Origin of the sequence: Capnocytophaga sp. oral taxon 329 str. F0087 (assembly GCF_000213295.2) — a bacterium.
Taxonomy (GTDB): domain Bacteria; phylum Bacteroidota; class Bacteroidia; order Flavobacteriales; family Flavobacteriaceae; genus Capnocytophaga; species Capnocytophaga leadbetteri_A.
The window spans coordinates 37930-50347 of sequence record NZ_KN389994.1; the positions used below are offsets into that span (position 1 = coordinate 37930).

Below are 12418 nucleotides of genomic sequence, written 5' to 3' on the forward strand. Positions count from 1 at the left end.
TAGAATTCTTGAAGAGGAAAATGAAATAGAAATTGTAGCTTTTTGGGATAATAGAAATGACCCTAAAAAACTAAATTTGTAAAAAGAAATAAAAAAACTAAAACAATATGGATTTAAAAATTGAAAAAGTAAAAGAAAGTCGTATTAAAGAAGTAGACTTTTCTAAATTGAGTTTTGGGCGTACCTTTGCCGACCATATGTTTATTTGCGAATATAAGGACGGTAAGTGGCAAAACCCTACCATTAAACCTTACGGAGCCCTTTCTTTAGAGCCTTCAGCTAGCGTCTTCCATTATGGACAAGCAGTTTTTGAAGGTATGAAAGCGTATAAAGATGATAACGGACACGTATTTTTGTTCCGTCCGCAAGAAAACTACAAACGTATCAACAAATCTTGCGAGCGTTTAGCAATGCCTGCTTTCCCTGAAGAATGGTTTGACAAAGCCCTTCGTACCCTTGTCGATATAGACAGCGAGTGGATAAAACCAGGCTTTGGTAATGCGCTTTACTTGCGTCCGTTTGTAATTGCTACCACTCCAGGGGTACAAGCCTCACCTGCCAAAGACTACTTATTTATTATTATTACAGCTCCAGTACAATCATACTACTCAGGCGATGTACGCGTAAAAATAGCCGACTATTACAGCCGTGCGGCTAATGGTGGTTTTGGTTTTGCTAAGGCAGCGGGCAACTATGCAGGTCAGTTCTATCCTACCCAACAAGCGGCTGCTGAGGGCTACCAACAAGTGATGTGGACAGACGATGCTACTCACCAATATTTAGAGGAAGCAGGTACTATGAACCTATGGTTTAGATTAGGCGACACCTTAGTAACTTGTCCTACTAGCGAGCGTATCCTCGATGGGGTAACGCGTAAGAGTATCATAGCAGTTGCCGAAAAATTAGGTATTAAAACTGAGATACGTCCTGTTAAAGTAACAGAGTTAATAGAGGCGGCAGAAAATGGTACTCTCAAAGAAGCGTTTGGTTGTGGTACAGCTGCGGTGATTAGTCCTATATCAGCTTTTGGCTACAAAGGCAAGGATTATGAGATAAACAGACCAGCAGAATTATATACTGATAAAATAAAAGAAACGATACTTAACATACAGTATAACAGGTCAGAAGACCCATTTGGCTGGAGAGTTCAAGTGAAGTAAGAAAAAATATTTTGAAAAAAAGTTGCCAAAAAATTTGGTAGTTAAAAAAAAGGTTGTACCTTTGCACCCGTAAAACAAAACAACATTGGCCTCGTGGCGCAACTGAATAGCGCATCTGATTACGGCTCAGAAGGTTACAGGTTTGAATCCTGTCGAGGTCACTAAAAGGTAACGCACTTCCACTCAAAGCGTTACCTTTTATTTTTTAGTACGGAAATCCATTTGTAATTATCTTAAAACGACAAGGTAAACGACAATCTAAAATAATTACATTATGGTAGTAAAAACACTCGACGGGTGTAGCTATTCCCAACTATGGGTATCCCCTGCCAATTGGCAAAAAGCTACTAAAAAAGACTTGGATAAAGACTGGTACGTGCAATGCGTATTCTTCGACCCTCGTTTTGATAAGAAATATCCTAAGGGCTTCCCTTATAGAAAAAAGGCTAACAAACCGACTACAGTAGAAGAACGCAAAGCAATGGTATCATTCTTGCTCAAAAACATTCCTAAACAACTTGATGCTGGCTATAATCCCATACTCAAAAAGTACGTGCAAGTACATAAAGAGGGGTTATATCCTGAATTGCACTTTATCGAGGCTTTTAGGCGTGCGAAACCCTCGATTTGCAGACGGTCAAAATAAAGGATTTGCGTAGGGTAGATTTGAAGCGAATGCTTGACTGGTTGCGACTATCCGACAAGTATTACAATAGGTTCGTGATATACTTTTCCAGCCTATTCCGTGAGCTTATAGAGTACGAATGCTGCGAGGCTAATATAACAAGAGATATATACCCTAAAAAGGTGATAAAAGAAGCCCGTACCATACTTACCGAAGAGGAACTAACAAGGGTAAAAAACCACGTGCGATTTATAAACCCTGACTTCTATAGGTATATGATGATCTTCCTATATTCAGGGGCACGTAATACCGAACTTTTCAGATTACAACGCAAAGATGTAGATTTAGATAAGCAGGAGTTTGTAATATTGCTTGAAAAAGGCGGTCAGTATAAACGCTGTACAAAGGTGATACTTGGCCCTGCATTAGAACTTTGGAAAGAGATATGCAGCAAATGCAAAAGTGCTAACGACTATCTTTTTGCACTTGATTTCGTTCCTAACAAGAAAATGGGACATACCGAGATTGTTACCCGCTTTTGGAAGCGACACGTAAAAGATAAATTAGGTATTGAAGCTGATTTTTACGCCCTTAAGCACTATATGCTTGATAACTTAGATAGCGACACGGCAATGCTCTTAGCTTCGCACACTAACCAAAGCACAACGGCTATCTACCAAGTGAATAAGGCTAAAAAAGATAGGGAGCGGTTAAAACAATTAGAAATACAGATATAGAAAAAGCCCCAATATTGGGGCTTTTTTAGTTTATAGTTATTTTGGGTTTTAAGAATAGATTTTGCTTTAATACATACCTCTGAATAACATCTTCAGGAAGAGCGAAAGCGTTTGCTAAATCATCATAAGTGTACTCAAGTTCTTTTAAGTGTAATTTTACAGCCATATCAAACGTTATAGCCTCGTCTATGCTTACACTGCCTTTTTCATTTTTTTTCTCTCCTATTCTACTCAGTTCAATATTGAAATATTTATATTTATTTTGATTAATAACCCCTAATGAGTATGCGCGCCTGATAATTGAAGCCTTTGAGGTTAGCCAATAGCTTTTTAATGCGCTTAGGCTTGAAAGTTTGAGCCCCTCTAATGAATTTCTTATCGCTCTTTCAGGCATTAGAAATTCGGAAGCAAAATCGTTAGCTTCTTGCTCTTTGTCTCTAACATTTGGTACTGGAAAAGCTGTGTGCATTATCAAATGCCCTAATTCGTGGGCTAATGTGAAACGTTTCCTATCATTAGGAAGTCTTTTATTTAATACTACTACAGGAAATCCTTTTTTAGTAAATAACGATATACCATCAAACTTTTCATTCGCATTTAGTTCATAAATGATAATTCCTTTATCCTCTATAATTCTAAAAATATCCTCAATAGGTTCATTATCGAATATTCTAAAATCCTTGCGTGTGAATTGGGCAATATATTCAGGAGTATATCCGTCTTCAATATCTAAGGTTTTAAGTGAGAAATCAGGATAATCAATAGAATTTGACATTTCGTCAATAATATAACCGATAAATATACAAGATGTTTCAAATTCTTGAATAATTGATTTTGGAATGGTGTTTTTTTTGCGATAGTTAGATGTCTCTAAGTCTACTGATATTTTGCGCTCAAAAAACTCTTTTGGAAATTTCAGCACATTAAATATCTTTTCCAAAATCTCATCGGATAACCCACCAAGTCCTTTTTCAAACTTGGATAAATTAGATTGTGAAAGCCCTTGCACCGCTTTTGACAATTTTGTTTGCGTCCACCCTCTGTATTCCCTTGCAAGGGTAAGTTGATTGTGATTAACTTTCATAGGTGTTTTGTTGTAATTAGCCGTTAGTGTTTTTTTGTAAAAAAGGTAGTAGGACTTGTCGGTTAATAAATGTTACATTGCCTTTTTACGTTTAGATTGCTCTTTAACTTTAGGTAGCAATCTTCCAGTTTTATTAGGCGTTAATATAGTAGGAGCATTTAATGATGTTAGTTCATCTTTACGAAGTCTCCATTTTATTTTTCCCTCGTCTATATAAACAAAATGAGGATTTATCAAATCACCTGATTTGCTTTTTTCCCAACCGAAAAATACGATAGGATTTTCGTAGTCAGTAGGGTCAAAAAGTTGCGTCTGCATTTGGTTTATAATGGACTGATTGGCATTTGTTTTTATATTCATAGGCATACCTTTTTTGTTTAACTTTTTAAACAGTAAAGAGTGTCCGCAGAATGTTATTACAAATCGTTTGTATTTCCAAAACTTCCATTTCTCAGGAAAAACTTTTTGGAGTTCACCTAATAGACAAGTTTGAAAAACGCTTGCTTCAAGGCCTCTACTTCTTGATTGTGGAGGGAAAGGTTTCATAGTTGAACCGAACTTTTCTTTAGCGTTTTCAAAAGCATAAAAGAACTTAATAAGCCCTTTTTCAGTACATTCAGTAATGAATGCATCTTTTTTTGCGAGCTTTCGCTTGCAGGATTGGACAAAAGTTTGTATCTTTGCCCCGTCAAAATTATTATATATCATCATAACTAAAAAAATTAAGACAAATCCCACTACCTAAAATATATCTGTTTCCGCAGATATATTTTTTACGGTGCAAATATATAAAAGATAAATGAAATTGTATATATTTTTTTGATTTTTTTGTATTTTATTTTTGGAAACACTTTTAATTTATTGATAATAAAAATATTAGGCTATTCCTATCACTATCGTTTTTTCTTCAATGATTATTGATTTTAAATATATTTCTACTTTTGCCCAAAACAAAACTAATATACCAATGAAAAGAATTGTATTATTACTAATAGCAGTGCTCGCTATGGGGTGCTCGAAAAGCGATGATAAGGTAGATTATAGCGATATAAATGGAATGTGGAACTTCAAAGAGGAAACAAACTACAGTGAAACGACTTGTTCATTGTTAGTTATTGATTGGAAAAAAGAGTTTTTTTTGACTGCTACTGAAAAAATACGTAATGAGGAAAAGAAAGTATCAAAAAAAGGAACTTTTAAATATGAATATCCTTACTTAACTCTTATTAGTGATGATGGGAGTTATCCTATAAAGTTTAAAATTAGTGATGATAAAAAAAGTTTGGTGTTAGATGGTTATATTCAAGGAATATTATCAAAGATAGTACTTAAAAGATAATACTAAAAAGCTCTCACAATGAGGGCTTTTTTTATGACCTTTTCTATACCCTTTGTGGTAAGTTCGTTAATACCTGCTTTCATATTAGCTATATCCTTTTTCATTTCGTGCAAATGAAAAAAAATCTTCCATAGCAAATTGTTTTAGTTTTAGAGGGGCATTAAAAATCTCATTTTTTTGTTTTTAAACCTCTCATAATAAAAAATCTCCAAATAAAAAACCTTGTTAGTAATTATTTATTTCGTACTTTTGCCTCACGATTTTTAACCCTCTTTTTTAATGAGCGATTCTATATCATATCACATTCCCGTATTGCTAAAGCAGAGCATTGACGGTCTGGCTATTAAGCCTGGCGGCACCTATGTCGATGTCACTTTTGGTGGCGGCGGTCACTCCCGCGAAATACTCAATAGGTTAGGCGAAAACGGTAGGCTCTACGCTTTCGACCAAGATGCTGATGCGCTAAATAATACTATCGACGACCCGCGTTTTACCCTTATTCATCAAAATTTTAAGTACCTAAAGCAGTACTTGCGCTTCTATGGTGTTTCTGAGGTAGATGGTGTATTAGGCGATTTCGGAGTCTCTTCACACCAGTTTGATGTAGCCGAACGCGGATTTTCAACTCGCTTTGAGGGGGCATTAGATATGCGTATGAATCAGCAGTCAGAGCTTACCGCTCAGCAGGTGGTTAATGAGTATGACGAGGCAGCTCTTACTCGCATTTTCTCTCTTTATGGCGAACTAAAGAATGCCCGCGCTATAGCCCGCGCTATTATTGCCTTTAGGCAGCATACGCCCATTCGTTTAGGCAGCACACTGCAAGAGGCAGTCCGTGCTTTTTTACCAAAATTCAAAGAGAATAAGGTTTTAGCTCAGATTTACCAATCTATACGCATAGAGGTAAATGCCGAAATGGAAGTTTTGGAATCCTTTTTGCTGCAGCTGCCTGCCGTAGTGAAAGTAGGGGGGCGCATTAGCCTCATTAGCTATCATTCGTTAGAAGATCGTTGTGTAAAACGCTTCATCCGCGATGGACAAATGGAGGGTGCTCCAGAAAAAGATTGGTATGGCAACGTATCAGTACCTTTCAAAAAAGTAGGCGGACTTATCCTCCCCGACGAAGCCGAGATAACCATTAATAACAGGGCGAGAAGTGCTAAACTCCGCATAGCTGAACGTATAAACGATTAATTTTGATAAAATGGGAACAGCTACTAATGAAATAAAGAATATTCTCAGAGGTAAATTCTTGGTAGAAGGCAAAGAAGCCAATCGCAATTGGCTTTTTATCTGTTTTCTTTTTGCCTTAGCCCTAATAGTGATTGCCAGTTCGCACATAGTAGACAAGAAAGTACACCAGATAGCTAAACTTAATGAAGAGGTGAACGAGCTAAAAAGTGAGTTTGTCGATGTGCGTTCGCGTTTGCAGCGGGTTCGCTTAGAATCCTCATTATTAGAACAGTTAGAATCAAAAGGACTAAAACAGCCTGAGAAACCTCCTCAAAAAATAAAAGTAATTATAGAAGAATAAATATTCCCCCTCATCAGATGGAAAAAAATGATAAAAAAATAACGTATCGCACCTATTTCATAGCGTTGGCTATGATACTAATGCTGATTGTTATTGCCGTTAAGTTAGTCACCATACAAATAGAAGGGGATACATACCGTGCTAAAGTAGACGAGAAAACCTTGCGCGAAGCAGAAATTACCCCTACACAAGGCAACTTGTACTCTGACGATGGCAGCCTTTTGGCTACCTCGGTAACACGCTATGACATCAGGTGGGACTCAAAAGCTCCAAGCAAAAAGCTCTTCAAAGAAAATATAAAACCGCTGAGCGATTCGCTTTCTAAAATGTTTGGGCGCTCAAGCAGCTACTACCAGAATATATTCACTAAAGAACGCGCTAATAATAATCGCTATATGTTGGTAGTCAGCAATATAGGCTATAGCGAATACACGCGTATTAGAAAGTTCCCAATGTTTTCAAAAGGAGCTAATTCAGGGGGCTTCATAGTAGAGAAAAAGGTCAAACGCGAGTATCCTTTAGGAGGGATTGCTCACCGAAGTATAGGCTATGCGCGTACCGATGAAACGGGTTTTACCACCCGTGTCGGGCTCGAAGGGGCTTATTCGGGCTACCTACTTGGCACTAAAGGGCGACGTATGGAGCAGAAAATAGCCAATAACCAATGGCGATTGGCGAGTGGTTTTAACATCATAGAGCCTAAAGACGGCTATGATGTAGTTTCTACTATCAATATTAATATTCAGGATATAGCCCACCACGCCCTATTAACGCAGCTGAAGAAATACAAGGCACAGCACGGTTGTGTAATAGTAATGGAGGTCAATACAGGCGAGATAAAAGCTATCTCAAACCTTGAGCTCAACCCTAAAAACAATACTTATGCTGAGCGCTATAACTTTGCGATAGGCGAGGCACACGAGCCTGGTTCTATCTTTAAACTGATGACCGTAGTGGCTGCTATGGAAACTCGTAATATCGATACTACTTATGTAGTAGACATCAAAGACCGCAAGATGCAGTACTACGACAAGACTTTTGAAGACTCACAACACAAGTTCTCAGGGCGTATTAGTATCAACAAAGCTTTTTCGGTATCATCTAACGTAGGGATGACCGAGTTGGTAGATCATCTTTATACCAAAAGCGAATCCGATTTTACTAATAAATTGCTGGATATGAACCTCAATCAGAAGTTAGATTTGCCTATAGCGGGCGAGGGACAGCCTTTTATACCTACCCCACGCGATAAGATATGGAGCGGGATAACGCTGAAATCAATGTCCATAGGCTATGCCGTGAAAATTACCCCTTTACAGAGTTTAACCTTCTACAACGCCATTGCTAATGGGGGCGTAATGGTAAAACCTCGATTGATAAAAGAGGTAAAAGAGTGGAATAAAACTATTGAGAAATTCAATGTAGAGATTATTAATGCAAAGGTGTGCAGCAAGCAAACAGCCGACCGCGCTAAAGGAATGTTAGCCGATGTGGTAAGGCGTTCGTATGGTAGTGCGCACAGACTCTATTCACCCGATTTTTCAATGGCAGGCAAGACCGGTACCGCTCGTAAAGATTACGCCCGAACCGATACCAAGCTGAGCTATATATCGTCTTTTGCAGGCTTCTTTCCGGTAGAAAATCCTAAATATTCTTGTATAGTAGTCATACACGAACCAGACCGCAGTTTGGGTATTTATGGGGCAGATGTATCAGGCCCTGTATTTAAGAGTATCGCTCATAAGATATACACCAACTCTTTGCTGATAGATACAGTTGAAGATGTGGATAGAGTATCAGAAACCACCACTCATAACTACGAAGATTATTACGCCAAAGCCGCTAAGTATAAGACGGTTATGCCTGACCTCAAAGGGGTAAATGCTATGGATGCTATAGCCTTATTAGAGAATATGGGCTTGCGCGTCAGAGTGTTAGGGCAAGGCAAAGTAGCAGAGCAATCAGTACTGAAAGGCACGCGTATAGCACGAAATACTCTAGTAGTATTGCAGTGTGGTGAATTAGCTAATTGAACTAACGACTAACAACTAATAACGAATGACTAATTTAACCTCTTTATTAAACAACCTCACTATAAAAGCTTCTCTTTATGTAGAAGATAAACCTATTACTTCCGTTTGTTTTGACTCTCGCAAGGTAGAAAAAGGAAGTATGTTTGTTGCCATAGCAGGTACGCAATCCAACGGACACGAATATATAGACCAAGCTACACGCAGTGGAGCTACTGCAATAGTATGCGAGCAATTACCGCAACTGCTCTTTCCCGATGTTAGCTATATAGTAGTACCCAACAGTCATAGTGCTTTAGCCCTTATTGCGGCTAATTTCTATGGCAATCCATCTGAAAAGCTTACCCTAGTAGGGGTAACGGGCACTAATGGTAAGACTACTATTGCAACCTTGCTATACCAACTATTTAGAAAGGCGGGACAAAAGGCAGGCTTGCTCTCTACGGTGGCAGTATATGTAGACGACCAGCGTTTTGAGGCTACCCACACCACTCCCGACCCTCTTCAGTTACATTATTATTTGCATTTAATGGTACAACAAGGGGTAAAATACTGCTTTATGGAGGTGAGTTCGCACGGCATCGACCAGCACCGTACTGAAGGATTACACTTTGCAGGGGGTATTTTCACTAACCTCACCCGCGACCACCTCGACTATCACAAAACTTTTGCAGCCTACCGCGATGTAAAGAAGCGCTTCTTTGATGCGCTACCTTCTACCGCTTTTGCTTTGGTGAATATCGACGATAAGAATGGTGCTTTTATGCTGCAGAATACTAAGGCTCAAAAGAAAACATACGCCCTCAAAACACACGCCGACTATAAAGCGCATATTATAGAGAGTAGGTTTGACGGATTGCTATTGCGTATCAATCAGCACGAGGTATGGACGAAGCTCATAGGCGAGTTCAATGCTTATAACCTTTTGGCAGTCTTTGGGGCAGCTACTCTTTTAGGGGTAGACGAGCTTGAGGCGCTTACCCTTATCAGTGCGATAGAACCTGTAGCAGGGCGTTTTCAGTATGCCGTTTCAGCTACAGGCGTCATTACCATAGTAGATTATGCCCATACCCCCGATGCACTCGAAAATGTACTCAAAACGATTAACGATATACGCACGCACAACGAGACCCTCACTACTGTAGTGGGGTGTGGGGGCAATCGCGATAAAGGCAAGCGCCCTATAATGGCCGATATAGCCACAACCCTCAGCGATAATGTAATCCTTACGTCCGACAACCCCCGCAATGAAGAGCCTGAGGCTATCTTATCAGAGATGGAACAAGGGGTACAAGCACAGCACTTTCATAAAGTACAAACTATCACCGACCGTCGTCAAGCGATACAATCTGTTTGCAAGAACGCCCAAAAAGGAGACATTGTCCTTATCGCAGGTAAGGGACACGAAACTTACCAAGAAATCAAAGGGGTGAGACACCATTTTGACGACTTTGAAATCGTCCGCGAGTATTTAGAATTATACAAGAAATAGAAGCGTAGAAATATAATTTAGATAATAAACTTTGCTAAGAGCCCTAAAACTCTTAGCAAAGTTTTTTTGTGCTTATTTGTGCTAAAAAACTCTGGTGTGTATTGTTGTAAGTTAGACAAGAAAAAGTATAAAAAAATATAGCATTGATAATCAGTAATATAAGAAAATTGTTAATAACTTTTTTGTTTTTTACTTATATCTGAGAGAAAAAACGATATATATAGATAATATTATTAATTTTATTTTATATGCAAAACCAGAATTTATCAATGCAGTTGCCCATAGCACTGCTCGGTCAGTCAGAAATGACTATGCGTGTGCTTTTAGAACGCGAAATTGTTGAACAAGAGCGTTATATTAAGGAAACGCTCCAATTGCTTGATTTGCCTTTCAAAGGTACTTTTCACCCTACTGTTGAGCGAAAACAGAACGTTTTCTCGGTGAAAATGAAATCGCTGTTTCGGCAAGATGATTTTGAGAGAGTGCAAAAAGCCTTCCCGAAAGGTTATGTACTATCAACCAACAGTTTTATTGCCAATAGCATAGAAAAGCAATTCCTGCGCATCGCAATTCCTAACCAAAGCACTCGTTGGGTACATTTAAGCGAATTGTTCTGTGCTTCACAATTCCGAAATGCGGCTATGACCTTGCCTATTGCTTTAGGAGTTAATAACCACGATATTCACATCGTTGATTTAGTTACCCAAACGCATTGGGCTATTAAAAATGATACTCCTGCCACTACCTGCAAGGGGTTACAACTCGTATTGCTGTCGCTGTTATTCAGGCAAACACCCGAAGAGGTTCAATTGGTATGGATAGATAGTGCAAACGCATCCGATAGCTTCTTAAAGGAAGTCATTGCGCCTTACAGTTTTACTACTGCTACCAACCCTCAAGAGGTATTACAAGCACTGATTGCCGAAAACGAAAAACGCTTGCAAGCGCAGACCTATTCACCGCGTATCGTAGTCTGCATTAGCGATGCTTATGCCCTGTACCAGCAATATCCTGAGCAGTGGAACGCTTTAGAAGAGAGTTTTAAACAAGGCATTCACCTCATCGGTAGTTTTACTGACTATGTGCAACAGCAGGCAACAGTAAAAAAGGTAGTCGATTTTCACAAGGTATTCGACACGATGCTTGAGTATAAGCGCGATAGCACTCTGTGGTATGAGCGAACCGAGATTTTAGCACCTTTTTTTGAAGAAACTATTTTTGAGAAGATAGTAGCCTTTAGAAAAGGAGAAATCTCGCAAAAACGTATTCTTATAAAAGAGTCGTATAGGGTACGAGAATTAGAGAAACACATAGACAAACTTTTGAAACGGAGAAAACGCGACCGTAAACACAGCGCGAATGAAAAGCTCAGCGTTAAAACGTTTAAAGAGGCTTTGGCTAAAAGCTTGGTGTACGCTCAATTGTGTGGTAGCGATGAGAAAGTAGCACTACCTTTGTTTGCGATAACGCGTTTTTTTAATAGTTCAGAGCGTAGTCTTTTTGAAGAAATGCTTCTTCGCATCATTAACGAAGCCACCTATCTTACAGATGATACCCCTAAGAAAATCAGCAATGTAGCCTATGTAGATTTCTTAGAGAAAAGCGGACATTTGCTTATCAATCAAGAAGCTGTCTATAGTCGAGCTCTTAATGGCAAAATAGCCCCTTTTGTAATCGACCGCAGTGAGTTTTTACCTGCTACTTTTTCGATAGGTATCAGTCCGACAAAAATAGTTTGTCCTATATTCGATACGCTGCCTAACACGGACTATCCACAACTGAGCAAGATAGTTGTAGCCCTTAGAGAACGCATTACAAACCTTGTAGAACCTTATAACATTAAGGAAATAGCAGGAGAAGTACTACGTAAGCCAAGTTTAGCCAAGGAACTCACCCCTATAGCACTCATTGCCGAAATAGAAAAAGTGCTATCACAACAAACATTTCAATTAATAAATAAATAATAAAAACAACAACCCTAACGCCCTAAAATTTAACATTTTATATTTGGCAGTAATAAAAATAGTCACTAATTTTGGGGCGTTAAATAATTTAATTTTTTATATATGGGAAATAATAAAAAATACCTTTATAATGGCTCTTATGAAGGAATGACTGGTATTATTTTAGAGTCAAGAGGTGGAACTAAGGGAACTAAAAATGAAAGAAATTCTGATTACAAAAGTCTCTTAAAGTTAGTTCTCGATACGCTTGTTAAAGGGCAACAAGGAAATGTAAAAATTTTTGTTGCATCAAATAATAAGAAATATGAAAAAATAGAAGATCGGTTAATCAATATTGATGGAGAGTTTATATTTGACTTTTCAAATATTGATACTGCCTCTTTTCTACCTAAATTAAATAAAGCTATTAAAAAGTTAGGGCAAGATGAAGGAGTTGAAGGAGGCAATAGTACA

General features: G+C 38.4%; 12 protein-coding genes and 1 tRNA gene. 11 read left to right on the forward strand and 2 right to left on the reverse strand.

Annotation, left to right across the window (positions count from 1 at the left end; genetic code table 11):
* The first annotated feature begins 107 nt into the window (after positions 1–107).
* The 4 genes from HMPREF9074_RS04210 to HMPREF9074_RS12660 all read left to right on the forward strand — a co-directional run bounded on the left by HMPREF9074_RS04210 (position 108) and on the right by HMPREF9074_RS12660 (position 2522).
* Entirely contained in the window at positions 108–1160 is a 1053-nt protein-coding gene (locus tag HMPREF9074_RS04210) for a branched-chain amino acid aminotransferase (RefSeq protein WP_009392766.1), read from the forward strand.
* Positions 1161–1247: 87 nt separating this feature from the next.
* A tRNA-Arg gene (locus tag HMPREF9074_RS04215) sits at positions 1248–1321 on the forward strand.
* 113 nt (positions 1322–1434) lie between these two features.
* Positions 1435–1806 carry a hypothetical protein gene (locus HMPREF9074_RS12655; RefSeq protein ID WP_009392764.1) on the forward strand — a complete coding sequence of 124 codons (372 nt, stop codon included), beginning with the start codon at positions 1435–1437 and terminating at the stop codon, positions 1804–1806.
* A gap of 29 nt (positions 1807–1835) precedes the next feature.
* Positions 1836–2522, forward strand: a complete 687-nt coding sequence (locus HMPREF9074_RS12660; RefSeq protein ID WP_009392763.1) for a tyrosine-type recombinase/integrase — start codon at positions 1836–1838, stop codon at positions 2520–2522.
* Between the two features lie 25 nt (positions 2523–2547).
* Here the strand turns inward: HMPREF9074_RS12660 and HMPREF9074_RS04230 are convergent, their stop codons facing one another.
* Positions 2548–3606 carry a helix-turn-helix domain-containing protein gene (locus HMPREF9074_RS04230; RefSeq protein ID WP_009392760.1) on the reverse strand — a complete coding sequence of 353 codons (1059 nt, stop codon included), beginning with the start codon at positions 3604–3606 and terminating at the stop codon, positions 2548–2550.
* A 72-nt stretch (positions 3607–3678) separates the two neighbouring features.
* Entirely contained in the window at positions 3679–4317 is a 639-nt protein-coding gene (locus HMPREF9074_RS04235) for a hypothetical protein (RefSeq protein ID WP_009392756.1), read from the reverse strand.
* 256 nt (positions 4318–4573) lie between these two features.
* On the opposite strand from HMPREF9074_RS04235, the gene HMPREF9074_RS04240 reads away from it, so the two are divergent.
* From HMPREF9074_RS04240 to HMPREF9074_RS04270, 7 genes are all read left to right on the forward strand, one after another.
* Entirely contained in the window at positions 4574–4945 is a 372-nt protein-coding gene (locus tag HMPREF9074_RS04240) for a hypothetical protein (protein ID WP_155846590.1), read from the forward strand.
* A 279-nt stretch (positions 4946–5224) separates the two neighbouring features.
* Positions 5225–6139, forward strand: coding sequence for a 16S rRNA (cytosine(1402)-N(4))-methyltransferase RsmH (rsmH, locus tag HMPREF9074_RS04245; protein ID WP_009392753.1), 915 nt, complete (start codon positions 5225–5227; stop codon positions 6137–6139).
* Positions 6140–6149: 10 nt separating this feature from the next.
* The gene (locus tag HMPREF9074_RS04250) at positions 6150–6479 is read left to right on the forward strand and encodes an FtsL-like putative cell division protein (protein ID WP_009392752.1); all 330 of its coding nucleotides are present in this window, start codon (positions 6150–6152) and stop codon (positions 6477–6479) included.
* A 17-nt stretch (positions 6480–6496) separates the two neighbouring features.
* Positions 6497–8512 carry a penicillin-binding protein gene (locus HMPREF9074_RS04255; RefSeq protein ID WP_009392751.1) on the forward strand — a complete coding sequence of 672 codons (2016 nt, stop codon included), beginning with the start codon at positions 6497–6499 and terminating at the stop codon, positions 8510–8512.
* A gap of 25 nt (positions 8513–8537) precedes the next feature.
* Positions 8538–10001, forward strand: a complete 1464-nt coding sequence (locus HMPREF9074_RS04260; protein ID WP_009392750.1) for a UDP-N-acetylmuramoyl-L-alanyl-D-glutamate--2,6-diaminopimelate ligase — start codon at positions 8538–8540, stop codon at positions 9999–10001.
* A gap of 248 nt (positions 10002–10249) precedes the next feature.
* The gene (locus HMPREF9074_RS04265; protein ID WP_009392748.1) at positions 10250–11965 is read left to right on the forward strand and encodes an FtsK/SpoIIIE domain-containing protein; all 1716 of its coding nucleotides are present in this window, start codon (positions 10250–10252) and stop codon (positions 11963–11965) included.
* Between the two features lie 102 nt (positions 11966–12067).
* On the forward strand, positions 12068–12418 hold a 351-nt coding region (locus HMPREF9074_RS04270), incomplete at its 3' end, for a hypothetical protein (protein ID WP_034539767.1).

Coding starts and splice junctions, on each gene's coding strand:
- HMPREF9074_RS04210 (WP_009392766.1), top strand. CDS start 108: ATGGATTTAAAAATTGAAAAAGTAAAAGAAAGTCGTATTAAAGAAGTA.
- HMPREF9074_RS12655 (WP_009392764.1), top strand. CDS start 1,435: ATGGTAGTAAAAACACTCGACGGGTGTAGCTATTCCCAACTATGGGTA.
- HMPREF9074_RS12660 (WP_009392763.1), top strand. CDS start 1,836: ATGCTTGACTGGTTGCGACTATCCGACAAGTATTACAATAGGTTCGTG.
- HMPREF9074_RS04230 (WP_009392760.1), bottom strand. CDS start 3,606: ATGAAAGTTAATCACAATCAACTTACCCTTGCAAGGGAATACAGAGGG.
- HMPREF9074_RS04235 (WP_009392756.1), bottom strand. CDS start 4,317: ATGATGATATATAATAATTTTGACGGGGCAAAGATACAAACTTTTGTC.
- HMPREF9074_RS04240 (WP_155846590.1), top strand. CDS start 4,574: ATGAAAAGAATTGTATTATTACTAATAGCAGTGCTCGCTATGGGGTGC.
- rsmH (WP_009392753.1), top strand. CDS start 5,225: ATGAGCGATTCTATATCATATCACATTCCCGTATTGCTAAAGCAGAGC.
- HMPREF9074_RS04250 (WP_009392752.1), top strand. CDS start 6,150: ATGGGAACAGCTACTAATGAAATAAAGAATATTCTCAGAGGTAAATTC.
- HMPREF9074_RS04255 (WP_009392751.1), top strand. CDS start 6,497: ATGGAAAAAAATGATAAAAAAATAACGTATCGCACCTATTTCATAGCG.
- HMPREF9074_RS04260 (WP_009392750.1), top strand. CDS start 8,538: ATGACTAATTTAACCTCTTTATTAAACAACCTCACTATAAAAGCTTCT.
- HMPREF9074_RS04265 (WP_009392748.1), top strand. CDS start 10,250: ATGCAAAACCAGAATTTATCAATGCAGTTGCCCATAGCACTGCTCGGT.